Source organism: Streptomyces sp. NPDC051976 (assembly GCF_040680795.1).
GTDB lineage: Bacteria > Actinomycetota > Actinomycetes > Streptomycetales > Streptomycetaceae > Actinacidiphila.
The window spans coordinates 1-24,342 of record NZ_JBFAXL010000031.1 but is presented as its reverse complement, the minus strand read 5'-3'; the positions used below and the strand labels follow the sequence as shown (position 1 = coordinate 24,342).

General features: G+C 71.9%; 15 protein-coding genes and 1 pseudogene. 7 read left to right on the top strand and 9 right to left on the bottom strand.

Going from position 1 to position 24,342, the window contains the following annotated elements; all coding sequences use genetic code 11:
- Positions 1–218 precede the first annotated feature (218 nt).
- The gene (locus tag AB0M29_RS26980; protein WP_365387009.1) at positions 219–752 is read left to right on the top strand and encodes a GNAT family N-acetyltransferase; all 534 of its coding nucleotides are present in this window, start codon (positions 219–221) and stop codon (positions 750–752) included.
- A 74-nt stretch (positions 753–826) separates the two neighbouring features.
- On the opposite strand, the gene AB0M29_RS26975 is transcribed toward AB0M29_RS26980, so the two are convergent.
- From AB0M29_RS26975 to AB0M29_RS26965, 3 genes and pseudogenes are all read right to left on the bottom strand, one after another.
- Positions 827–4,774, bottom strand: a complete 3,948-nt coding sequence (locus AB0M29_RS26975) for a GH92 family glycosyl hydrolase (protein ID WP_365387007.1) — start codon at positions 4,772–4,774, stop codon at positions 827–829.
- Positions 4,775–5,843: 1,069 nt separating this feature from the next.
- A pseudogene (locus tag AB0M29_RS26970) lies at positions 5,844–8,174 on the bottom strand (GH92 family glycosyl hydrolase); the annotation flags it as partial.
- Positions 8,175–8,474: 300 nt separating this feature from the next.
- Positions 8,475–9,791 carry a serine hydrolase domain-containing protein gene (locus AB0M29_RS26965; RefSeq protein ID WP_365387005.1) on the bottom strand — a complete coding sequence of 439 codons (1,317 nt, stop codon included), beginning with the start codon at positions 9,789–9,791 and terminating at the stop codon, positions 8,475–8,477.
- A gap of 282 nt (positions 9,792–10,073) precedes the next feature.
- Here AB0M29_RS26965 and AB0M29_RS26960 point away from each other — a divergent pair, with 282 nt between their 5' ends.
- The 3 genes from AB0M29_RS26960 to AB0M29_RS26950 all read left to right on the top strand — a co-directional run bounded on the left by AB0M29_RS26960 (position 10,074) and on the right by AB0M29_RS26950 (position 12,210).
- Positions 10,074–10,793 (top strand): hypothetical protein, encoded by a 720-nt coding sequence (locus AB0M29_RS26960; protein WP_365387003.1) that lies wholly within the window; start codon positions 10,074–10,076, stop codon positions 10,791–10,793.
- 68 nt (positions 10,794–10,861) lie between these two features.
- Positions 10,862–11,416, top strand: coding sequence for a SigE family RNA polymerase sigma factor (locus AB0M29_RS26955; RefSeq protein WP_365387000.1), 555 nt, complete (start codon positions 10,862–10,864; stop codon positions 11,414–11,416).
- The gene (locus tag AB0M29_RS26950) at positions 11,413–12,210 is read left to right on the top strand and encodes a hypothetical protein (protein ID WP_365386997.1); all 798 of its coding nucleotides are present in this window, start codon (positions 11,413–11,415) and stop codon (positions 12,208–12,210) included. The genes AB0M29_RS26955 and AB0M29_RS26950 overlap by 4 nt, the downstream gene beginning before the upstream one ends.
- Positions 12,211–12,294: 84 nt before the next feature.
- Here the strand turns inward: AB0M29_RS26950 and AB0M29_RS26945 are convergent, their stop codons facing one another.
- Positions 12,295–15,600 (bottom strand): lectin, encoded by a 3,306-nt coding sequence (locus AB0M29_RS26945; RefSeq protein ID WP_365387154.1) that lies wholly within the window; start codon positions 15,598–15,600, stop codon positions 12,295–12,297.
- Positions 15,601–16,116: 516 nt separating this feature from the next.
- Between AB0M29_RS26945 and AB0M29_RS26940 the strand changes: the two genes are divergently transcribed.
- Entirely contained in the window at positions 16,117–16,917 is an 801-nt protein-coding gene (locus tag AB0M29_RS26940) for an NPP1 family protein (RefSeq protein ID WP_365386994.1), read from the top strand.
- Positions 16,918–16,951: 34 nt separating this feature from the next.
- On the opposite strand, the gene AB0M29_RS26935 is transcribed toward AB0M29_RS26940, so the two are convergent.
- From AB0M29_RS26935 to AB0M29_RS26920, 4 genes are all read right to left on the bottom strand, one after another.
- On the bottom strand, positions 16,952–18,154 hold the full coding sequence (locus AB0M29_RS26935) for a cytochrome P450 (RefSeq protein WP_365386991.1): 1,203 nt from the start codon (positions 18,152–18,154) through the stop codon (positions 16,952–16,954).
- 151 nt (positions 18,155–18,305) lie between these two features.
- Positions 18,306–20,882, bottom strand: coding sequence for a polysaccharide lyase family 8 super-sandwich domain-containing protein (locus AB0M29_RS26930; protein ID WP_365386989.1), 2,577 nt, complete (start codon positions 20,880–20,882; stop codon positions 18,306–18,308).
- A gap of 141 nt (positions 20,883–21,023) precedes the next feature.
- Complete coding sequence (locus AB0M29_RS26925; protein WP_365386987.1) at positions 21,024–21,272, bottom strand: hypothetical protein; 249 nt, start codon at positions 21,270–21,272, stop codon at positions 21,024–21,026.
- Positions 21,273–21,278: 6 nt separating this feature from the next.
- Complete coding sequence (locus AB0M29_RS26920) at positions 21,279–22,220, bottom strand: cyclase family protein (protein WP_365386985.1); 942 nt, start codon at positions 22,218–22,220, stop codon at positions 21,279–21,281.
- A gap of 70 nt (positions 22,221–22,290) precedes the next feature.
- Here AB0M29_RS26920 and AB0M29_RS26915 point away from each other — a divergent pair, with 70 nt between their 5' ends.
- Both AB0M29_RS26915 and AB0M29_RS26910 read left to right on the top strand, forming a co-directional pair.
- On the top strand, positions 22,291–23,277 hold the full coding sequence (locus AB0M29_RS26915) for a LysR family transcriptional regulator (protein WP_365386983.1): 987 nt from the start codon (positions 22,291–22,293) through the stop codon (positions 23,275–23,277).
- A gap of 53 nt (positions 23,278–23,330) precedes the next feature.
- The gene (locus AB0M29_RS26910) at positions 23,331–23,759 is read left to right on the top strand and encodes a PPOX class F420-dependent oxidoreductase (protein ID WP_365386981.1); all 429 of its coding nucleotides are present in this window, start codon (positions 23,331–23,333) and stop codon (positions 23,757–23,759) included.
- A gap of 97 nt (positions 23,760–23,856) precedes the next feature.
- Here the strand turns inward: AB0M29_RS26910 and AB0M29_RS26905 are convergent, their stop codons facing one another.
- Positions 23,857–24,102, bottom strand: a complete 246-nt coding sequence (locus AB0M29_RS26905; RefSeq protein WP_365386979.1) for a Smr/MutS family protein — start codon at positions 24,100–24,102, stop codon at positions 23,857–23,859.
- Between the last annotated feature and the right edge of the window lie 240 nt (positions 24,103–24,342).

The window sequence follows — 24,342 nt, the reverse complement described above, 5'->3', positions numbered from 1 at the left end:
CGTCGCCCGTTGCGTCCGACTGCCCTTCGGGGCGCACAGGGGGCGCGCGGTGGCGTATACCCATTTCAGGCCCGAATCCGCCTTGAACGTCCAGATCGGGCGGGCAATGCTGGTCTGAACCGGTGGCCGCCACCACCCCGGCGGACCGGCCGCACGCCGCGCGATTCATGTCACTCGTACGAGGCACTTCCTCCTTGACCCCTTCCGCAGGGAGCGGCATGACTACTCCTCTTCACGGCACAGGCGACCGCCTCGCCCCGTCCGTCCCCGTCACCCCGCTGTTCCCGGTGCCGGACGGCCTGCCCCTACGGGTGAGAGGGATCACCGAGGGAGAGCTGCGCGAACTGGCCCGCCTGGACGAGGAGGTCTTCGAGGAGCACGCCTACCCGTACTTCGTGCTGCGGCAGTTCTACGACCTCTACGGGGACCATCTGCTGGTCGTGGACGACGGCGGCAGGTTCCACGGCTACGTGCTGGCGGGCACCGATCCCGACCGCGGCCGCAGCTGGATCCTGGGCCTGGGCATCGAGGAGGAGTGGCGGGGCAACGGCCTGGGCCGGGTGCTGATGTCGGAGTGCCTGCACCAACTGCGCGAGGAGCGCGTCCGCGAGGTGCGGCTCACCGTGGAACCGGCGAACTCCGCCGCCATCGAGCTGTACCTCTCGCTGGGCTTCACCCGGGTCGACCGCCGCGAGAACTACTTCGGCCCCGGCGCCGACCGCCTGCTGATGGTCCTGCCGCTGCCGGGCTGACGGTACGCGGCACACAGGGGTGGGGCGGGGCGCCGAGACCGGCACCCCGCCCCACCCGTCATCTCACCGTGCGGCTAGTGCTGGGACAGCAGCTCCACCTCCGCCAGCGACGTCGAGGCGTCACCGCCGTTGGCGGTCACCACCAGCCGGTAGGAGGAGTACGCGCCGGGGTGGGCGATCTCGAAGGGACGGGTCTGCAGCCGGTTGGCGAAGACCTCACCGCTCCTGGTGTCCAGGGTCGTCCAGTGGCTGCCGTCGGTGCTGCCCTGCAGCTGCCAGCTCTTCGGGTCCTGCGCCGCCGTGGTGGACGACGTCAGGGTGTAGAAGGCCGCCTGGTGCCTGGCCTGGTCGCCGCTGCCGGTGTAGCCGTAGCCGATCACCGGGGTCGCGGTCGGGAAGGTGACCCGGGTCGCCGAGGTGTTGTCGAACAGCGGCGCCGCGTCGGTGCCGTCGGCGGACGTCGCCGTGCCCAGGCCCGGACCCGTGGTGTCCGCGAGCGGCTTGGGCGCCTGGCCCGCCGGGGTCAGCGACGGGGGCAGGGCGTGGCTGCCGGTGCCCCACGCCGAGGGCTCGGCCCCCATGGTGAAGTCCAGTACGGCGCCGGAGGCGAGCTGGTTCTGCGTCAGATAGACCTTGTTCCACGGCTTGCCGTCGACCTTCAGCGACTGCACGTAGACGTTGCTCCGGCTGTTGTTCCGGGCGTTGACCACGATGCTGCGGCCGTTGTCGAGGTGGATGGTGGCCCGGGTGAACAGCGGGGAGCCGATCACATAGGTGTCACTGCCGGTCTGCAGCGGGTAGAAGCCGAGCGCGCTGAAGATCTGCCAGGTGGACGTGGCACCGTTGTCCTCGTCGCCCGGGTAGCCCTGGCCGATCGCGCTGCCGGTGAACAGCCGCCGCTCGATCTCGCGGACGGCCGCCTGCGTCTTGGCGGGGGCTCCGGCGTAGTCGTACATGTAGGGGATGCCGAAGGACGGCTGGTTGCTCAGCCCCAGCTCGCCCATCCGGATGTCACGGGCCTCCAGCATCTCGTGGATGGTGCCGCCGTAGCCGCCCGCGTCGCCGTCGGCGGTCTCCTGGGTGGCGAAGAAGGTGTCGAGCTTCTTCTCCAGGCTCTGCTGCCCGCCGTAGATCGCGGCGAGCCCGGCCGGGTCCTGCGGCACGGTGAACGCGTAGTTCCAGGCGTTGGTCTCGGTGTACTCGTTGCCCCACTGCTGGGGGTCGTACTGGGCGTCCGGGACCCGCCAGGAGCCGTCGGCCTTGCGGCCCTCGAAGAAGCCCACGTTCTGGTTGAAGAGCGTGGTGTAGTTCCGCGCGCGGCCGAGGAAGTAGTCGGACTCCTCCTGGTAGCGCCCGCGGTCGGCCTTGGCGGTCTTCGGGTCCTTGGCGAGCTTGGCCGCCATGGTGCCGATGCCGTAGTCGTTGATGTAGCCGTCCAGCGACCAGGAGACGCTGCCGTCCACCGAGGTGCTGGTGTAGCCGTTGAACACCGAGGTGTCCAGGCCCTTGCGGCCGACGCCGGAACTGGTGGGCACCACGGTGGCGTTCTTCACCGCCGCGTCGTACGCCGCCTTGGCGTCGAAGTCGGTGACGCCCTTGGCGAAGGCGTCGGCGAAGGCCACGTCGGAGCTGGTGCCGGTCATCAGGTCGGCGTAGCCCGGCGAGGACCAGCGGGCGGTCCAGCCGCCGTCCTTGTACTGCTGGACGAAGCCGTCGGCGAGCTGCCCCGCGGTCTTCGACTCCAGCAGGGAGTACGCGGGCCACTCGGTGCGGTAGCTGTCCCAGAAGCCGTTGTTGACGTACACCTTGCCGTCGACCACCTGGGCGCCGGTCTCGGTGGGCGAGCTGGGGCCCTGCTTGGAGAACGGGCTGGCGTACCGGTAGACGGGCTGCGCGGCGGTGCCGGTGTTCTCCGAACCCGAGTTGGGGTACAGGTTCATCCGGTACAGGTCGGAGTAGAGCGTGGTGAGCTGGTCGTCGCTCGCGCCCTGCACCTCGACCTTGCCGAGCTTGGCGTTCCACGCCCGCGCGGCCTGCTTCTGCACGGAGGCGAAGGACGTTCCGGCCGGGATCTCCAGGTCGAGGTTCTTCTTTGCCTGGGCGGCGCTGATGAAGGAGGTGGCGATGCGCATCGTCACGACCTTGCTGCCCGAGGTGTCGAACTGCGCGTAGCCGGTGACGTTGTCGCGGCCCTGGCCCGTGGTCTTGGTGGCGGTGGCCGGCGCCCGGTCGAACTCGGCGTGCACGAACATCCGGCTGGCGCCGGTGGACAGTCCGCTGCGGTGCTCGGACCAGCCGTCGAGGGTGCCGTTGGCGGCGTCGAAGGTCAGGCCGCCGTTGTTGTCGATGTTGTCGAAGAGCAGGTCGCCGGTGTCACCGGTGAAGGTGAAGCGGAACTCCGCCGCGTGGTCGGTGGGCGCGATCTCCGCCTTGATCCCGTTGGTGAAGGTGACGCCGTAGTAGTCCGGCCTCGCCGTCTCGTCGGCGTGCGTGAACGGCAGCGCGCGCTTCTGGCGGTTGAGGTCGGGGGCGCCGGCCGCGGCGGACGGCATGACCTGGAAGAGGTCGCGGTCACCCATCCACGGGCTGGGCTCGTGGCTGATGCCGAGGGCCTGCAGGGTGGGCAGGTTGTCGGCGTTGTTCTGGGCCGCGTAGCTGTACTCCCAGCTGTCGGAGCCCGCGTCGGTGACCGGGGTGTAGAAGTTGAAGCCGTTCGGGACGGCCGTCAGCGGCAGGTTGTTGCCGCGGGAGAAGGAGCCGGAGGAGTTGGTGCCCCGGCGGGTGTCGACGTGGTCCACGAAGGTCGCCGCGCTGTCGCGGCGCGGGGCCGCGCCTATCGCGAGGTCGTCGAGCCAGCCCTTGAACTGGGTCGAACCGCCGTCCGCGGACTGGCCCTTGGGGTCGTCGTAGCCGAGCAGTATCCGGTCCACGGTCTTGCCCGCCGCGACCTTGCCGAGGTCCGCGGTGACCTGGTTCCACTGCGAGGCGTAGAGGATCTTGCCGTCGCCCTGGCCCCGCGGGGACAGGTCCACGCCGTTCTGGTCCTGCGCCGGGTGCCGCAGTTCACTGAGGTAAGTGCCGTCGGTGAAGTGCAGGTCGACCGAGGCGTAGGTGCTCGGGTAGGCGAGGTCGCCGCCGGTCAGCTCGGGGAAGATGTCGTACGACAGCCGGGTGTCGGGGCGCACCTTGATGTGGACGTCGTACAGCTTGTTGTACGCGTGCACCGCGCCGCTGCGGGTGTGGGTGCCCGCGTACTGAAGGGCCTTGTGGCCGGTGAAGCCGGTGTTCGGCGTGACATTGGGGCCCGAGGAGGGGCCGTTGCCGACCTCCGTGGTCATCCCGGCGACGGGGGTGGGCGCCGGGGAGCCGTCGGAGAGGATCAGGTCGGCGAGCTGCACGATCGGGTCGCCGTGGTTGAGGCTCACGTTGAGCCGGTAGTAGCGGTACGCGCCGGGCGTCGCGACGTCGTACACACGGGACTTGAAGCGGCCGGGGAAGTCCTGGCCGCTGCGGCTGTCCACGGTGGTCCAGTCGGAACCGTTCTCGGAGCCCTGGAGTTGGAAGTCCTTCGGGTCGCGGCCCGGGGAGTCGTTGGCCGAGGTCAGCGCGTACTTCTTGACCGTGACGTCAGCGCTGAGCTGGTACTGGAGCCAGCCGGTGGAGTTGAAGGTCAGCCACTTGGTGTTGGGGTCCTCGTCGGCGGCCTTGGGCGCCGTCTCGTTGGGCGGGTTGTCGGAGTTGGCGGTGACCGCGGTGATCTTGTCCTTGATGCTGCCGGGCAGCACCGGCAGGGTGCCGGCGGTCACTCCCGACACCCACGGGGCGCCCCCGCGGGTCTCCGCGGTGTCGGCGGCGGGCTGTGCCTGGTCCGTTTCGAAGGAGGTGCTGAAGGCGGGGGCGCCGCCGCCCGCTCCCGCGGCGTCGGCGTGCGCGACGGCCGAGACGGGAACGGTGAGGGCCAGCGAGACCGCCCCCGCGAACAGTGATCTGGTGAGGGTGCGGCGGACTGGGCCGTGTCTCATGTGGTGCTGCCTTTCTGGGTGCGGCTCCGGGGTGGTGCGGTGGTGCGGGTGCTGCTGGCGCAGCGCTTCGGTGCGGGGGGAGTCGGGGGCCCGTACCGCCCGGCGGGCGGGCGGTACGGGCGGTACGGGCGGTCAGTTGTCCACGCGGCGGCCGTCAGGCGTTGCGTCCGCTGATCGCGTACAGCGCCATGCGGGAGTCGTCGGGCAAGGTGAGCGAGACCGCGGTCCTGGAGGCGTCCAGCGGGAGTGTCAGATGCCAGATGTTCACGCCGACGCCGTCCGGTGCGCCCTGCCGGTCGTAGCGGCTGTCGGCGTGCAGCGCCTGGTCCTCGCCGAGCCGGGGGGCCGAGGCCGCCCAGTCGGTCGCGGTCAGCGTCACCGGCGCCGAACTCCCGTCCGCGTAATGCACGGTGGCGGTGCCGGTCACATCGCCGTGGTGGGCGCTGAGCAGCAGGTCGAGCGCGGAGTAGGCGCGCGGCGCCAGCGGCACGGTCTGCCCGTGGGCGCTGACGAAGTTGGGCGCACTGCCGGTCGTGTCGGGGAAGGCATAGGCGCGCCCGGCGAGCACACCGGTGCCGGGGGTGGGGAGCTGCTCGGCGGGGAAGCTGGTGCCGGTGCCGTCGAAGTCCCCTCCCCCGCTCGAGCCCGCCGTGCCCACGCCGTCCACGTCGTAGAGCGCCGCCAGGTCCTGCGGGCAGAAGCCGCTGCCCGCCTGGCAGTTCGCGGTGGTCACCGAGACCGGTACGGTCCTGGTCACCGTGGGTCCGCCGGGCTGTGCCATCGTGACGGTCACCGGGTAGGTGCCGTCGGGGGTGCCCGCCGCGGCGGTGAGCCGGACGGCCACGTCCCGTGTGGCGGGCAGCGTCCCCGAGTCCAGCCGGAAGGTGCTCCGCGCCGGGTCGGCGGTGAGCGCCTTGGGCGCGGTGACGGTGACCGTGCCGGTGACCCGGCCGGGACCGGTGAGCACGGCGGAGACGGTGAGGTCGGTCCCCTGGCCGCCGGTGAGCAGCCCGGGCGCCGCCGGGGACACCCCCGCCGCCGTACGCCGTTGGCGGTCGGGCACGGTGTCGAGCGCGGGCGGGGCGGCGGACGCGGCCGTGCCCCAGGTGGACGGCGACGCGCCGACGGTCAGGGCGAGGTCCTTGCCCGCCTTGATGTCCCTCGTGGTCAGGTAGGTGTTGTCCAGCGTCCGGCCGCCGAGCCGCGCCGACTGGATGTAGCGGTCGGTGGCGGTGGTGCCCGGCGCGGTGATGGTCATCCGGCCGCGCGGGTAGTAGTGCCTGTCCAGCGTGAGGTCGACGCGGTCGAAGATCGGCGTCGACAGGCCCCACAGGTCGGTGCCCGGTGTCGTCGGGTAGATGCCGATCGCCGAGAGCACCTGCCACGACGACATGGTGCCGAGGTCGTCGTTGCCCGTGACGCCGTTGGGCGCGTCGGTGAACAGCGTCAGCGCCGCGTGCACCACGTCGGTGGTCTTCCACGGCTGGCCGGTGGACAGATAGGTGTACGGGGCGCTCAGGTCGGGCTCGTTCTGCGGGTTGTACTTGTCCTGGTTGTAGTAGGAGTACGGCCCGTTGACCCACACATTGCGGGCCGTGCCCGCCGGGTCGGCCAGCAGCTTGTCGTAGGCGAAGAACGAGTCGAGGCGGGCGTTGGCGGTGGCGTTGCCGCCGATGAGGCCGACCAGGCCCGGCACGTCCTGCGGCACCAGCCACATGTACTGCCACGAGGTGCCCTCGTGGAAGCCGACGCTGGCGGCCGGGTCGGCGGGGCCGGTGAAGGCGCCGTCGGTGGTGCGGGCCCGGAAGAAGCCGGTCCTGGGGTCGAGGAGGTTGCGGTAGTTCTGGCCGCGGGCCAGATAGCGCCGGGCGTCGGCGAGATGGCCGAGGTCGCGGGCCATGCCGCCCACGGCGGCGTCGGCGAGCGCGTACTCCAGCGTCGCGGACGGGCCGTGCTGGAAGTCGTCGTCACCGGGCTTGTCCTGCGCCCGGCCCGGGTCGTACGGGACGAAGCCGCCGGCCAGGTACTCCGCGTCGGCCTGCCGTACCGCGGACGGCGAGGAGGGCGGCGGGACGGTGTCCACGTGCTTGCGCAGCGCCTGGTACGCCTCCTCCTCATGGCCCTTGAGCAGGCCCTGCCGGTAGGCGTCGACCAGGAACGGGGTCACCGGGTCACCGGTCATGATGTTCGTCTCGGCGGTGGCGTACCCCCAGCGCGGCAGCTGCCCGCTCTGCTGGGCCACCCGCAGCAGGGACAGCGCCATGTCCCGTGACTCGGCGGGCGCGAGCAGCGACAGCAGTTGCTGCTGGGTGCGGTAGGTGTCCCACAGCGACCAGTTCTGGTAGTACGTCGAGCCGCCCGCCGAGTGCGTCTTGTCGTCCCAGCCGGTGTAGCGGCCGTCGACGTCGCTGCCGATGTTGGGCGCGAGGAAGGAGCGGTAGAGCGAGGAGTAGAAGGTGCGCTGCTGCTCCTGGCTGCCGCCGGTCACCCGGATCTCGCCGAGCCGGTCCTGCCATGCCTGGCGGGCGGCGGCCGCGGTCGCGTCGAAGGTGCCGCCGCCCTCGGCGGCCAGGTTCTTCGCCGCGCCGTCCGCGTCCACCCAGGACAGCGCCGTCACCGCGGTGACCGCGCGGTCCGTCGTGGTGTCGAAGCGTACGAAGGCGCCGCCGAGCCCGGTGGAGGTGGAGGTGCGGCTGCCCGCCGTCACGGTGTTCCCGCTCCAGGTGCCGTACGACAGGAACGGGCGGTCGAACCGGGTCGCGGTGTACACGGTGTACGGCTTCGTGTCCTGGCAGAAACCGCGGCCCGTGATGGCGGTGACCACCGTACGGTCGTCCAGCACCCGGACCGTGCTGGAGGTCACCTGGTGCAGCGCCTGGCCGGAGTTGAGCAGCACGTTGGCCTGGTCGGTGGCCGGGAAGGTGTAGCGCTGCCAGCCGGTCCTGTCGGTGGCGCTCAGCTCCGCGGTGATTCCGGTGCCCAGGGTCACCTTGTAGTACCCCGGTGACGCGGTCTCGTCCGCGTGGCTGAACTGCGCCGCGTAGCGCGCGTCGTCGGTGGCGCTCACCGCGCCGGTCGTCGGCAGCACCGGGAGGTCGCCGCCGAGCCCGCAGCCCACGCCCGACAGGTGCACCGCGCTGAACCCGCGGATGTGGTCCTGGTCGTAGTCGTACCCGGTGTTGTGCCCGGTGTCCGGCGAGAGCTGCACCATCCCGAAGGGCACCGCGGCGCCCGGGTAGGTGTTGCCGTCGTTCTGCGTGCCGATGAACGAGTTGACCAGGTGCGTCAGATCGCCCCCCGCACTGCCCGCCGCGTGCGCCGACCCGGCCCCCGCCCCGGTCGCCGCGACCGCGAGCAACGCGGTGACGGCCGCGACGGCCGCCGTCCGCAGCCGCTGCATCGTGTGAACCATGTCAGCCCTTCACCCCTTTGACAACGTTGTCAGAGCGCCACGCACACCTCACGCCCAGAAAACCGGGAGTACGGGACACGCCAACGGGACGTCAGGAATCTTGACCCGAACTCGCCGCAGCGTCAATGCCGCAACGCGAACGTCTTCGCGCCGGGCGCGAGGTTGACGCGGCGCCCCGCCCTGCGCCTGGCCCCGCACCGGGGGCGAGCCGGTACCGCGAAATCGGGCGCCCACAAGGCCGGGGCCCGCCCCGCGAGGTCGCGGGGCGGGCCCTGGGAGAGCGGGGGTTCAGCGCTGGAGGGACCGGGCCGGGAGGCCGGTGGTCTCCTCGTGGGCGATGCGGGTGGCGTCCGCGGTGAAGGCGGAGGCGGACGCCGCGGGGGCGGGGGCGCCGCAGAAGACCGGGTCGAGGGCCTTGCGCTCGGCGGCGAAGATGGCGGTGTTGTTGGAGGCGTTGGCCGACACCGTGAGCTGCCGGCGGCCGTCCTTGGTGGTGTACGAGTACGTCTGGTAGCCCTCGACGATGCCGTCGTGGCCGTAGACCTCGGTACCGCAGGACAGCTTGTACTCGCGCAGGCCGAGCCCGTAGCCGGAAGTGGTGTCCACCGGCGACATCTTCTCCATCTCGGCGAGCTGCGCCGCGGGCAGCAGACGGCCGCCGGTCAGCGCGCGCCAGTACGTGTTGAGATCGGCGGTGCTGGAGATGGCCGCGCCCGCGGTCCAGATCCAGGAGCCGGTCTGCGCCGTCGCGTCCAGCATCGGCTTGGTGCGGTCGTCGTCGGTGAGGTACCCGATGGCGTGCGGGCCGCCGATGCCGGTGCTGGGCACGATGAAGCGGGTGTGGGTCAGCCCGAGCGGGGTGAGGATGCGGTCGCCGAGCACCTTCGCGTACGGCTGCCCGGTGAGGTGCTCGACCAGCAGGCCCAGCACCACGAAGTTGGTGTTGGAGTACTGGTAGCGCGCGCCGGGGGTGAACTGCGAGCCGTGCGCGAGGGCCTGGGCGACCAGGTCCTCGGGCTTGTAGACCTTGTAGCGGAAGTTCTGGTAGCCGGGGATGGTGTCACCGGCCAGGATGTCGTTGGTGTAGTCGTACAGGCCGCTGGTGTGGTTGAGCAGTTCGCGCACCGTGATGGCCGAGTTCGCCGGCAGGACGCCCGGGGCGAGGTAGCCGGCCGCCGGGGCGTCGAGGTTCACCTTGCCCTGCGCGACGAGCTGCAGCACGAGGACGGCGGTGAAGTTCTTGGTGATGCTGCCGACCCGGAACTGTCCGTCGGGGTCGACGGGGGTCTTGGCCGACAGGTCGCCGGTGCCGACGCTCACACCGCGGTCGGCACTGCCTGCGGTGCTCACCCGGGCGAAGGCGCCGGGCGAGCCCGCGGTGACGACACCCTGCAGCGCCGTCTTCAGGCCCTGAAGGTCGGGCGCCGGGCCGGATGTTCCAGGGGCCGGGACGGCCAGCGCGGTGACCGACCGGGCCATGGCCGGTCCCGAAGAGCCGGGGGCGGCGCTCGCCGCGCCCGCGGTGAGGACGACCGATCCGAGCGCGCCCAGGGCCACGGTCGCGGCGAGTGCGCGACGGGCGGGGCGTGTTCGAAGAACAGACACGGAAACTCCAGTTCTCTTGCGGTACTTCTGCGGCGTCTGTGACAGGCGCCCACTCCTAGATAGTCCGTGCGGCCCCGATCGGTTGCATCGAACGGCGGGCGATATTGATCGGCGTCGCGTGCAACCCCCGGACGGCCCACCGGAGTACCTACGGACGGATGTCCATTCGGCGGCCGCTCCACGGGGGGCGGCCGGCGGTGGTCGGCGCGGCGGGCCCGGCGTGCCGACCGGCTCCACCGCCTGATGAAGCGTCAGGCGGAGTGTCGTGAAGGAGAAGTGTCCGTGGTTCGCAACCGCGTCAGGAAGATCGTGGTGACCGGCGCAGCCGTCGCCGCGATCGGCGGGATCTCGTTCGGCGCCTCGGCGTTCGCGTCCACCTCGGGGGCCTCGCACCCCGCCACCGCACCGGCGGCGGCGCCGGGCCGGCCGGCGGGCGCCCCCGCCCCCCATGTCGCCGACCACCTCGGAAAGGCGGCCGTGAGGGCCACCGCGCCCGCGGTGGTGTCGCAGCTCATCGGGCACGGCACGGTGGACGGCACGCCCTGGTCGGTGACGCTGGAGTTCCACGCCACGCTGCCCAAGGGCTTCAAGGTCGGAACGCTGCCGCCCGGCATGCCGAAGCAGCCCGCCCGCACCTCCCTGCTGTGCCAGCGGATGGTCATCGGCGGGATCCGCATCGACCACCAGGGCGGCCCGTGGGCCGACTGCCAGCCGGTCGACGGCACGCACGACCCGTCCGGCAGCGGCGAGGCCGGGCTGTGGGGGCTGCACGACAAGGGAACCACCGGCTCCCGGCTGTTCGTCAGCAACCCCGAGGCCAACGTCTCGTACGGTGTGGTGACGCTCACCGACGGCGAGCGGCTGACCGCGCACGTGGTCGCCGTCCCGCACACGAGCTACCGTGCGTGGGCGGTGGCGATCCCCGACAACCGGACGATCGCCTCCGTCGACGAGTTCGACGCGCACCACCACCGGGTCAGCCACCAGACCGAGTGGCGCTGACCGCAGCGCGGCACCCGGCACCACCACGCTGAACCGAGTACGACCGAGAAGGACGGGATCCACCCTTCGTGCAGCACCCTCACGACCGCGAGGCGGTCGACGGACCGGACAGCGACTTCACCCGGTTCGTCGCCGCCAGGTGGCGTGCGCTGACCCACACCGCGTATCTGCTCACCGGCGACTTCCATGAGGCGGAGGACCTGGTGCAGACGACGCTGTCCCGGGTCTACGTCCACTGGCGGCGGGTGCGGCCGGAGACCGCGGAGCACTATGTGCGGCGCGCCCTGGTGAACAACAACCGCAGCAGGTACCGCAAACGCAGGATCACCCATCTGCTGCTGGCCGTCCTGCCGGAGTCCCCCGCCGTCACCGACGACGGGGGCTTCCGGACGGCGGACGACTCCGACGCGCTGATGGACGCCCTCGGCGATCTCCCGGAGCGGCAGCGCGCGGTGGTGGTGCTGCGCTACTGGGAGGACCTGTCGGCGGAGGAGGTCGCGCAGACGCTGGGCTGCAGCGTCGGCACGGTCAAGAGCCAGGCGTCCCGCGCGCTGGCCAAGCTGCGCACCCATCCCGCCCTCGCCGAACACCCGCTGGCCAGCAGGCTAGGAGACCCGCGATGACACCAGAGCAGGACCAGGGCGAGCGGCTGCGCGCCGCCCTCGCCCGTACGGTGGACGCGCACACTCCCTCCCCCGCGCCCGTCGGCCGCATCCTCGCGGCCGGGCGCGCCCACCGCGCCCGGCGCCGCCGGGCCGCGGTGGTGGCGTCCGCCGCCGCCGTGCTGGCCGCGGGGCTGACCGCGCTGCCACTGACCGGGCACGGCGGTGTGCGCCCGGCGGACCGGCCCGGCCGTCCGGTGGCGCACCCGTCGCACACCGACGCGTCCGACCGCGACACCCCGGGCCGCGCTCTGGTGAAGGCGGTGGTGGGGCACGGCACGGTCGACGGCACGCCGTGGTCGGTGACCCTGGAGTTCCACCCGACGCTGCCCGCGGGCTTCAGCGCCGGATCGCCGCCGCCCGGGATGGCGCAGCCGCCGAACCGCACCTCGCTGCTGTGCCAGCGGATGGTCATCGACGGTGTCCGTGTCGACCACAACGGCGGTCCCTGGTCGGACTGCCAGCTGGTGAACGGCACGCACGACCCGTCGGTGGGCGGCGAGACCGGGCTGTGGGGACTGCACGACAAGGGGGCCGTCGGTTCACGGCTGGTCGTGGGCAACCCGGAGGCCGCGGTCACCCACGCCACGGTCACGCTGTCCGACGGCGAGCGGCTGACCGCGTCCACCGTCGCCGTGCCGGGCACCGTCTACCGCGCATGGGCGGTGGCGATCCCGGCCGACCGGAGCATCGCCTCCGTCGACGAGTTCGACGCGGGCGACCACCGGGTCGGCCACGACACCCAGTTCCGCTGAGCACACCGCGGGAGCCGGTCCTCCCCACCGTCGCGGCGGGCAGGACCGGCTCCTGATCATCCGTCAGGCGTTTTTCTCAGCGCCTCACTTGCCGAACCCGATCGCGAAGACGTGCACGGTACCCGAGGCACTGGTCACCGGGAGGGTGACCGAGGCGACCGTCTTCGTCGGGTCGATCGGCACCCGGGTGGAGAAGACATACGCCTTCACCGTGTCCCGGCCGCCGCTCGCGGTGTCGCGGTAGGTGGTGGTGACGGCCGTGGTATCCCCGGCGACCGGCTTGCTGCCACCGCCGTTGAGCGTCCAGTCCGAGAAGGTGACCTGCGCCTTCGCGGTGCTGCCGTCGGTGTATGTGACGGTCAGCGTGCCGGGCACGCCGCTGCCGTCGGTCGGGGCGTTGGCGGCCGACCCGAGCAGGCCCAGCCACGAACCGGTCGTGGTGGACGGCTCGGGGATGGTCTGGCCGGCGGCCTCCAGGTTGTCCGGCTGACCGGCGGCGATCATCGGCCACTTGTAGTCGATGCCGTCGGCGGTCACGGTGCTGCCGCCGGTGACACCCGCGGTGGCCAGCGCGTTCTGCGAGTACGCCCAGCCGCCGTCGTCGAAGCCGCCGCTGAAGGTCGCACCGTCCGGGTAGATGCCCTTGTTGGTCTCGTACGGCCACAGGGCGCCCGGCTGGGCGACGGTCACCCGCATGCTCGCACCGCCGATCGAGGCGCCACTGGTGTGGTCGGTGAGCGCGAAGGTCACCGGGTACGTGCCCTCGGTGGTCCCGGCGGTGACGGCGATGGTGGCCTCGGCGCTGCCTCCGGCGGGCACGGTCAGCGAGCCGGACGTGGTGCCGAGGGTGACGCCGGACGGCGCGGTCGCCGTCCAGTCCACGGTGGCGGGCTTGCTGCCGAGGTTGGTCAGGTGCAGCGTGCCGTGGCTCGCGCCTCCCGGCGCGAGGTTCAGGCCGTCGCTGGTCGGCCCGGTCGCGGCGAGCACCCGCTCACCACTGGTGGTGTCCGACGGCGGGACGGACGACGCCGCGGTGGCCCACGAGGTGCTCGGCACGGTGGCGAGCGCGAAGTCCAGCGAGCCCGCGGCCTCCAACTGGCCGAAGGTCAGCCAGGACTTGTTCCACTTCTTGCCCTTGACGTCGAGCGCCTGGACATAGGGCGCGTCGGTGGCGGCCTGCGGGGCGTTGATCTTCACCGTCTTGCCGTTGCCGAAGGTGACCTGGGCGACCGGGAAGACCGGGCTGCCCAGCACCAGCGTGTCGGTGCCCGGTGTCTCCGGGTACATGCCCAGCTCGGACCAGACGTACCAGGAGCTCATCGCGCCCAGGTCGTCGTTGCCGAAGGAACCGACGGGGGCGTTGAAGTAGAGCTTCTGCTGCGCCTGCCGGACCGCGGCCTGCGTCTTCCACGGCTGGCCGAGGTAGTTGTACTCCCAGGGGATCTCGACGCTGGGCTCGTTGCTCAGGTCGGCGTTGGTGCCGCCGGGCTCGGTGATGTCGCTGAGCAGGCTGTCGAGGTACGAGGAGTACGCCGCCGTGCCGCCGCGGGCCATCGAGAGCTGCTTGAGGTCGAACGGCACCATCGGGGTGTACTGGGCGGAGGTGCCCTCGACGAACCCGTTGGAGGTGCCGGGGGTGAAGCCGCCGACGAACTGGCCGTCGCTGTTCTTGCCCTGCATGTAGCCGGTCTGCGGGTTGAAGACGTTCATCCAGTCCTGGGCGCGCGTCGCGAACTTGGTGTACACGGCCGTGTTCCCGAGCGACTTGGCGAAGGACGCGATGGCGTAGTCGGCGCTGTCGTACTCCAGTTGGGTCGACACCGGGCCGTAGAAGTTGCAGCAGCCGTAGTCGGTCTTGTCCAGCGGGAGGTAGCCCTTGGCGTCGCGGACGGACTCGCCGGGCCGGTCCTGGCTGGGGGTGGTGGCCTGGTGCTGCATGGCGTCCAGCGCGTGGGCGGTGTCGAAGCCGCGGGCACCGAAGGCGTACGCGTCGGCGATGATCCCGGCGGCCGGGTCGCCGACCATCACGTAGCTCTCGCCGTTGTTCGAGGCCCACTTGGGCAGCAGACCGGTCTGGTCGTAGCCGTTGAGCATCGAGGTGACGATGTCACTGGTCACCTTGGGGGCGACGGTGGCCATCAGCTGGGTCTGCGAGCGGTAGGTGTCCCAGCCGGAGTAGTTGGCGTACTGCCCCTGCTGGCCCTTGGCGAGCTTGTGGACCTGGTTGTCCATGCCCATGTACTGGCCGTTGTCGTCGGAGAAGACGTTGGGGTGCAGCAGCGCGTGGTAGAGCGCGGTGTAGAACTGCGCCTGCTGGTCGTGGCTGCCGCCGCCGATCTTCACCTTGCCGAGCACCGCGTTCCAGGCCGTGTGGTTGGCCTGCCGCATCGCGTCGAAGCCGAAGCCCTTGACCTCGGTGGAGAGGTTGGCGGTCGCGTTGGCGTCGCTGGTGTACGAGATGCCGACGGCCGCGGTGACGCTCGGGTCGGCGGCGGTGTCGAAGGTCAGGTACATCCCGTTGGCGCCGGTGACCGGCGGTGCGCTCGCCGCGCTCTTCGCGGTGCCCCCGGCGGTGGCGGCGGGCTTGGCGCCGTGCAGGGTCGGGGCCGGGGTGGCCGGGACGGCGAGGTGGCCGCCGCGCTTGGCGGCCGGTACGGACGCCAGGTCCTGCTGCGGGCGGCCCTGCTTCAGCGAGGTGGCGTTGGGGTTGATGGTGCCGCCGACCCAGGTGCCGCTGGCCGTGAAGGGGTGGTTGAACTTGATGTCGAAGTGCAGCGTGTACCGGTTGCCCGCGCCGCAGAAGTGGCCGCTGTCGACGGCGCCGCTCACCTCGTGGTCGCTGACCACGTGCACCCGGGTGCCGTCGACCTGGGTGGCGCCGCCGCTGAGCTTCAGCAGCAGATTGGCCGGCGACCCGGCCGGGAAGGTGAACCTGCCCAGTCCCGCGCGGGTGGTGTCGGTCAGCTCGGTCTTGACGCCGCCCGCGTCGGTGACGCCGTAGTAGCCGATCCCGGTCTGCTCGGCGGTGTGGCTGAACTGCGAGGAGGTGTTCGACAGGTTCCCGGACAGCGCGCCGGTGACCGGGAGGATCGGCAGGTCGCCCGCCACCGGGCAGCCGGGGCCCGAGACATGGGTCAGGCTGAAGCCGGAGATCTTGCTGTCCTGGTACTCGTAGCCGCCGCCGGAGGGGCGGTTGGGCGTGGTGTCGGGACCCCACTGCATCATGCCGAACGGCATGTCGGGGCCGGGGAAGGTGTCGACCGCCCCGGAGGTGCCGATCAGCGGGTTGACCAGGGACGCGGGGTCCTTGACCAGGTCCGTGCCGCTCGCGGCGGACGCCGCGCCGACCGGTGTGGCCAGCAGCGCCGCCGCCATGCCCAGGACGGACACGGCGGCCAAGCGTGGACGGTATCGGCGGGAGTGGAGTGGTGCACCTGAACGTCGCGGTCTGACCATCGGTTTGCCTCCGCAGGCGGGTCGTGCCTCATACGCTGACGTGAACGTGACTGCGCTCAAAACAGGCGACGTCGTCCTGCGGTCTACGGCATGACAACGTTGCCAACCCTGCACACAAGTGGTGAGTGAAACGTGAACCCCGAGCGCGTGTCAATGGCCCCAACAGGGTTTCCCCGCCCCAGTGTTCACTCCACCACAGCGGCTTTGGTGACAGTGTGTCACCACTTCGGGTATTTCCCGCACCCCGCACAATGGCCCGAGTTGGTCGCCTCTTTGAACGCGGAATGAACAGAAGGCCCGCCTTGCGCGGGCCGCACCCACGGGCTAATTTGATGCCGCCTCACCGGGATACCGCCAGCCCGGTGGGGCATAACCTTGCGGGGATTCCCGCCCAGGATCCTTTCCCCCCACACCCACCGAGGAGTTGGCGTGCGCGGCATGCTGCCATCGATGAGGAAATCCCCCGAATCCCCCGGCCGGCCGCCGCGTTCGAGGAGGACCCGCCGCTCCACGCCGGCGGCCGCCCTCGGCGCCGTGGCACTGCTCCTGGCCTTCCCCGCCGACGCCCGTGCCGACGTCCTGCAGCGGCTGCCGCAGAACGCGGACGGACTGGAGCAGAGCTTCTCCCCCGCCTACGACTACGACGGTGACGGCTGCTACGCCACCGCCGCGATAGGCGCCGACGGCACCCTCAACCCCGGCCTGAAGCTCGGCGGCGACGTCAACGGCCACTGCCACGACGCCGCGCAGCTCGACAACGCCAACACGTACTCCCGCGAGAAGTGCAACCACGACTGGTGCGCGGTGGTGTACGGCAGCTACTTCGAGAAGGACCAGGCGACGCTGGGCCCCGCGGCCATCGGGCACCGGCACGACTGGGAGCACGTCGTGGTGTGGATCAACGGCAACCAGGTCAAGTACGTGGCGGTGTCGCAGCACTCCGGCTACCAGGTGGCCGCCAGTTCATCGGTGCGTTTCGACGGGACCCACCCCAAAGTCGTCTACCACAAGGACGGCGCCTCCACCCATGACTTCCGCTTCGCGAACAGCAACGACGAACCGCCGGAGAACGAGACCGGCGGCTGGTTCTATCCGCGGCTCGTCGGCTGGAACGGCTATCCGCCCGGGTTGCGCGACACGCTCATGAACGCCGATTTCGGCGCCGCCACACTGAAAATCCGGGATGTCGACTTCGATTACGCCCTCGCCCATTCCATGCCGTCCGGAATCCCCTTCGACCCCAACGCCTGAGCGGTGAAGCGGCGGCCTGCCTCGTCGCGTTCGGTCACCAGCGCACCGGGAGGTGCACGGGGCCGCGCATGAGCATGCCGCCGCGCCAGGTGAGTTCGGCCGGATCGGTGTCGAGCGTCAGCCCGGGGAAGCGGTCGAGCAGCCCGCGCAGCGCGATCCTGCCCTCCAGCCGGGCCAGCGGCGCGCCCAGGCAGTAGTGGATGCCGTGGCCGAAGGCGACATGGCCGCGCGCGTCCCGGCTGATGTCGAAGCGGCCCGGGTCGGGGAAGCGGGCCGGGTCGCGGTCGGCGTCGGCGAGCGCGATCAGCACCAGCCGCCCGTCGCCGGGGATCACCGTGCCGCCCAGCTCCACGGGCGCCACGGAGAACCGGTAGGTGGTGGTCTCCACGGGGCCGTCGTAGCGCAGGATCTCCTCGACGGCCCCGTCGAGCAGGCCGTCGGGGTCGGCGCGCAGTGCGGCGAGCTGCTCGGGGTGGGTGAGCAGCGCGAGCACGCCGTTGGAGATCAGGTTGACCGTGGTCTCGTGCCCGGCCACGAGCAGCACCCAGGCCATGCCGAGCAGTTCCTCGGCGTCGAGCCGGTCGCCGTCCTCGTCCGCGGTGTGGATCAGGTCGCTCATCAGGTCGTCGCCGCGCTGCCTGCGCTTGTCGTCGAGCAGGTCCACGAGGAAGTCGTTCATGGCCTTCTGGGCCACCGCGCGGGCCTCGGCCGAGTGGTCCGTCAGCGCGGTGTTCGACCAGCCGCGGAACCTGGCGCGGTCCAGGAAGGGCACGCCGAGCAGCTCGCAGATGACCGTTATCGGCAGCGGGAAGGCCAGGTCCTCGACCAGGTCGCCGCGCCGGGACGGCTCCTTGGCCATCGTGTCGAAGAGGGCGTCGGCGAAGCCCTGCACCCGGGGCGTCATCGCCTCGACGCGCCGCGGGGTGAACTCGCGTGCCACCAGCTTGCGCAGCCGGGTGTGTTCCGGCAGGTCGGTGCCGAGCATGGTGCGCCCGGCGGCCACCGACTCCACGCCCATGTCGGGCGCGGCGTTGGACCACGCCTTGGAGAGCCGGGCGTCGTTCAGCGCGGCCCGCCCGGCCTCGTACCCGACGACCAGCCATGCCTCGTAGCCCTCGGGCATCAGCACCCGGTGGACGGGTCCGCGGGCGCGCAGTTCGGCGTAGACGGGGTACGGGTCGGTGGCGAAGTCCGGTCCGAGCGCGGCGAGATCGACAACGGTGTCGCTGGTGGCCATATGAGTCCTCCGGGGCAAGGGGCCGGATATCCGCCGATACCGGCCGAATGCTGATCATGGTCTCTCCTCGGACACTACGGCGCCCCTCGCCGCGAGTCGCGTGTTCGCGGCTTTCGCGTCAGGGGTTCCGCTCGATCAGGCCGGATACCGCCTACCGGGCCGGCCGGAGTGTCACCCGGAAGCTGCTGCCGTACGCCTGGCGGGTGGTGACCTCGATCCGGGTGCCGCCGGGGACCCGTCGCACCCGGACGCCGTCGTCGGCCGCGACCACGCGCCCTGCCGGGCCGTGGAGGGTGACCACGACGCGGTCGCGCAGGGTGGTCGGATCGGCGACGGCGAGGGACACCTCGCCGTCGCGCGTTTCCTGGAGGACCACGGAGGCCGGGCCGTCGAGGGCGAGGCGTTCGGTGTGCCCGGCGCCGGGGGCGAAGCTGTTGACCGCGAGGATGCCCAGGCCGTCGTGGCGCACGGCCTGCATCCTGGGCGAGTTGGCCAGTACGCGGACCGGCGGGCGGCGGGCGTACGACCGCACCCGGTCCCGCGCGGCGTTGGGCAGCAGCGCGTAGGCGAACGCGGCGGGCGGCGCGCCCGCCTCCTGGTCCACCCGGAGCGAGAACACCTGCTTGCCGACCATGGTGTCGGGGTTGGCGGTACGGACCACCCGGCGGCTGCGGGTGACGGCGTCGAGCGCGACGGTCGGCAGCGGTCCGCCGTGGTCGAGGGGGACATAGCCGACCGCCGCCCCCTGGCCGGAGTTGGCGTAGCGCAGCCAGGACAGCGGGGCGGTGCCGGTCCCCGACCAGGGGGCGCCGCCGCGCAGTTCGCCGGTGAGCTCGACGGTGTCGGAGGGGCGGGCGATCCGGCTGTCGACCGTCGTGGTCACCGCCCGGCCCGCCCCGTCGCCCACTCCGGCGGCGAGCACCACGACCTCCTCGTCGAACATGAACCACGACTTGGTCGCGTCCGCGTTGCGGTAGGCGGTGAAGTCGTCGGGCAGCAGCCCGGCCTGCTTGGCCGCGTAGGCGGCGTCGCTCGACTGCACCAGCCCGGCGGCGCCGTAGCCGTCCAGCCGGGCGCCGCCGGAGAACACGTTGGTGGCCAGCGGGAAGTACACATAGGTGTTCTGGGAGGTCGACGACGAGGTGAAGCCCAGCGCCGGGTTGTCGTACCAGGGTGTGCCGTACAGCTCGGGGATCGTACGGCGGACCTCCACGGGTGCGGTGACACCCGCCAGTCGGTACGGCGGCACGGTGGTGAAGTAGTCGACGCCGAAGGCCAGCGTCTGGTCCTCGCCGGACAGATAGAGGTAGTGGGCGCCCTGGCCCTGGAACCACGGCTGGAGATTCTCGCCGTTCATGTACTCGTATCCGCTGATCCGGGTGGAGCTGCGGGCCAGGGCGAAGGCGTAGCCGGGGCGGCGGTGGACGGTCCTGTCCATGGCGTTGAACGCGGCGTGGTGCGCGGCGGGTTGCAGGTCGCGGGCCGGGACCGAGGCGTCGGCCAGCAGGTCGGCGTAGCGAACGACGCTCACCGGGGAGACGAACGCGGCCGGGTTGAGCGGGGCCTTGGCGGTCTGCCGGACGAACTTCACGTATCCCGCGAGCGCTTCGGCGTCCGCGCCGGTCGCGTAGCCGGACAGGTCGACGACCGCCTCGACGACCGCGGCGACGTCGGCGTATCCGGTGCCGGTCCTGGACACCCCGCGGCCCTTCACGATCTCCATCATCCAGCCTTCGAAGACCAGCGGGGCGAAGCTGCCCGACACCCAGCCCTGGACGACGCCGGTCAGGCCGCCGCCGGGCAGATAACCCGTGCCGTCGAGGATCTTTATGGTCTGCACGACGCGGGTGAGCAGACCGGTGCCGTAGGAGCCGGTGTAGGCGACCGAGGCGTGCTGGAGGAAGGAGCCGTCGGCGTAGAAACCGTCGGTGACACCGTGCCGGAGGGCGTACGGGTCGACGGTGGCGAAGACGGTCAGCTGGTCGGCGACCGCCTTGCCGATCCGCGCGTCGTCACCGAGCACGGCGCCCTGGAGGACGCGGTTGGTGGTGATGTCGGCGAGGTTGGCACCCGTGTGGAACCGCGAGTCGAGGTCGACGTCGCCGTCCTTGCCGTTGCGCAGATAGCCGTCCATGGCCGTGACGTAGAGCGCGGTGAGATCGGGCCGGTACGCCGCCAGCGCGTCCTGGAGCAGGACGAGCGTCTTGCTCGCGTAGGTCGATATGCCGATCTCCCAGTTGAACCAGTTGCCGTAGTAGCCCTTCGACTCGTCGCCGTAGTAGCGGTCGTAGAGCCATGCCAGGCCGTCGATCACCCGCCGCTGCACCGCGGGGTCGTCGCGCAGGCCGGCGGTGGCGGCGCCGGGGGCGCGGGTGGCGAGCGCGGTCTCGTACAGGTACTGGAACGACGTCGTCAGGTTGGGGTCGCTGGTGCCGAGCGGGACACCGTGGAACAGCTCGCCGGCTCCCGCGGTGTCCATCGCGGCGAGCCGGGTCCGCGCGGTGGCGGCGATGGCGGCGAGCTTCGCGGCGGCCTCGGGGCGGCTGTTGGACGCTTCGGTGCCGGCGAATATCGCCACCGTGTTGGCGGTCACCCTCGCGTGGTCGCCCGCGGCCGCCGCGACGGCGGCGGGGCTACGGTCGGCCGCCCGCGCCCGGAGCGGCTCCGCGAGCGCCGACAGGGTCGTGGCCGGGATCATCGACAGCAGGACGCGACGCGAGATCTGCACGGCGGACCCTCCAGGAATGTGGTTGGTAAGCGCTTGCCACATTCAAGCAACGCTCGCCCCACCTGTCACGGGTGCGTGCCCCGCCGGATGGGGCGCGCACCGAGGTGACGGGCCTTCCGGGGTAAGCGAATTGACGGAGCGTCACGGTACGTGCGGGGTACGGCGGATGGTGAGGGCGGTGAGGCCGATGACGATCCAGACGATGTTGAGGACGGCGGACGGCCAGGCGTGGTGGTAGGCGCCGTTGACCGTGAGGGCGGCGGCGCCCGAGAGGTTGAGTGACTGGAAGGCGGGCCCCGCCGCCGGGAGTCGGCCGGCCGAGGCCAGCGCGTAGGCCGCCAGCAGCAGGGCGGCACCGGCCCAGCCGACGGCCGCGACGAGGAGGGACACGGCGGGTCAGCGCCGCTCGCCGACGAGGGCGTAGGCGCGTACGGGGAAGGTGCCCATGCCCTCGATCGCCGGGGGCGCGGCGTGGAAGCGGAAGCCCTCCGGCGGGAGTTGGTCCAGGTCGCGCAGGTGCTCCACCACCGGGACACCGGCCGCGAGCAGGGTGGTGTGGGCGGGGCGCGTGCCGTCGGCGGTGTCGTCGATGTTGACCGAGTCGATGCCGACGAGCGCCGCGCCCTGGTCGGCGAGCCAGGCGGCCGCGTCGCCCGTGAGATAGGGGTGGCCGCTGCCGTAGGCGTCGGTACCCCAGTGCCGGTCCCAGCCGGTCTGGAGCAGTACGGCCCTGCCGGTGACCGCGTACGGCAGCAGCAGCGCGCGGGTGATCGCCCGGGACGCGCCGCCGGTCACCCGGACCACCAGCCCGTCCAGATCGGTCAGCCGGTCGAGCGGCAGCGCCGCCAGGTCCGGCCCGTCGGCGAACCGGTGGTGCGGGCTGTCGACGTAGGTGCCGGTATTGGCGACCATGCTGATCCGGCCGATCGCGAACTCCGTGCCCGGCGCGTAGTGGCCGCGGGACTGCTCGCGGCTGAGGTGGTCGCCGATCTCGGGGCCCGGCAGGCCCGGGTAGGTGACCATGCCGTGCCGGATCGGGTGGCTCAGGTCCACCGCGCGGCGCGTTCCGTCCGTACGCCCGCCGCCGTCACCCGCGCCGGAGGCGGCGTCCACCCCGCGGCCGCCCTTGTGCGGCTCGCGGAGCGCCCGCAGGCCGCTGACCCGCACCTCGCCGACCATGAGCAGACCGAGATGGCGTACCAGCAGCTCGCCGACCTCCTTCGCGTCGAGGTCGGGGCCGGGGACGTCGAGGCGGAACTCCTGGACCTGGAGTCCGCCGCCGTTACTGAAGGTCACGTCGGCGTCGAACTGGACCCGCCACTGCTCGGTGCTTGCCATACCGCCATCCTTACTGAAGTGGCACTTTACTTCAATCGATGTTTTCTGAAGTGACGCTACAGTTCTGCTTATGGAACTGGACCCCCGGCGGCTCAGGGTGCTGCGCGCGGTGGCCGTGCGCGGCGGTGTGATGGACGCGGCGCGGCTGCTGCATCTGACGCCCTCGGCCGTCTCCCAGCAGCTCGCGCAGCTCGAACGCGAGGTGGGCCAGCCGCTGGTGGACCGCTCGCGGCGCCGGGTCGCGCTCACCCCGGCTGGGCGGCTGCTCGCCGCGCGGGCCGAGCGGATCGAGCGCGAACTGGCCGAGGCACGCCGGGAGTTGACCGAGCTGAGCGGGCGGATGTCGGGGCCGGTGGTGATCGCGGCGTTCTCCTCGGCGATCTGCCATCTGCTGGTGCCCGCGCTGGACGCGCTGGCCCGCGCCCACCCCGAGCTGGCCCCGCGGGTGGTCGAGCGGGAGGGGCCCGAGGCGCTGCGCGACCTGCGGGCCGGCGGGCTCGACCTGGTCGTCGCCGAACACGACGGCGACAGCCCGGAACCCGCCGACTGGCAGGGCCTGTCGGTGCTTCCGGTGGCCGACGACGACTACCTGGTGGTGGTCCCGGCGTCCTGGGCGGCGCCCCAGGGGACTCCCGCGGCCGGGGCGGGGCACAGGCCGCGCTCGGGGTCGCGGGCCGGGCCGCCGACGGCGATGCGGGACCTCGCCGGGCGGCCCTGGGTCGCCGGTCCCGCCGACACCGCCTGCGGGCGGGCGCTGGAACGGCTGGGCGCCGAGCACGGCTTCACCGCCGACCTCGCCCACACCTGCCGCGAGTTCCCCACCGTCCTGGCCATGGTGGCGGCGGGCGCCGGGGCGGCCGTGGTGCCCACACTCGCGCTCGGCGGCGCCCCGCCGGACGGTGTGGCGGCCGCGCCCGTACCCGTCGCGGGCCACCGCAGGATCACCTGCCTCGGCCGGAAGCCGGGCGCCGCCCCGGAACCCCTCGGCCCCGCGGTCGCCGACGCGCTGCGGGAGGCGGCCGCCGCAGCGGGGCTCGTGCCGGTGGCCAGCCGGTAGAGGCTGACCTTTAGCGCCCGCGCGGTGATCATCGGCCGCCTATGCTGGTGCCCGTGACGACCATTCCCCGCGAGCTGCGCGAGCTGATCGAGACCGGGCCGCTGGCCCATCTGTCGACCGTCAACGCCGACGGCAGCCCCCAGGTCACCGCCATCTGGATCGGCCTGGACGGCGACTCCATCGTCAGCGGCCACATCCATCGCAGCCTGAAGGTGCGCAATGTCGAGCGCGACCCCCGGGTCGTGCTGTCCTTCGCCGCGCCGCCCACCCCGGGGGCGTTCCTGGCCGAGCACGCCATCGTGCGGGCCACCGCCACCGTGGAGGAGGGCGGCGCGCGCGAGCTGCTCCACCGGCTCGGCAAGGTGTACGTGACGCCGGAGTTCGAGTTCACCGCGCCCGGCGACTCCGCGGGCTTCGTGCTGCGCTACGAGGTCGAGCGGGTCGGCGGCGTCGGTCCCTGGGTGCCCGCGCCCCAGCACTGACGCCGGTACGGACACACGCACCCGGGACCGGGCCCTCCGACCGTGGGCCCGGTCCCGGGTGACGTGCCGTTCCCGGCGGCACGGCGCCGCACCTGTCTCAGGTGAAGTGCACCAGCACCCGGCCGCTGTTGGTCGCGTCGGTCTCGACGCGGACGTACAGCTTCCTGATGTGCTTTTGCGCCAGGAAGGCCAGGACGCGCTTCTTCAGCTGGCCGGTCCCCTTGCCGGGGATGATCTCGACGGTGCTGACGCCGGTGCGCGCCGCCCGGAAGATGATCTCGCGCAGGGCCAGCTCGATGTCGCGGTTGTTGCGGAAGATCGGGTGCAGGTCCAGGGTCAGCATCCGACTCACGGTAGTACGGATCAGCGACGCACGCTGCGCTTGCGGAAGGGCAGGCACCGTAGTGCCCCGAAGGGGCGCGGGGAACTGCGCGACCAGCCGTCGCGCTCCTGCACGTCACCACCGGCCCCAGAGGGGCAGACGCGTTGTCTTCGGACCACCGGCCGGTGGGGGCGGGCCGCGCAGTTCCCCGCGCCCCTACGGGGCGCATCGTCCTCCGCAAGCGCAGCGCGCTTCCCCGCG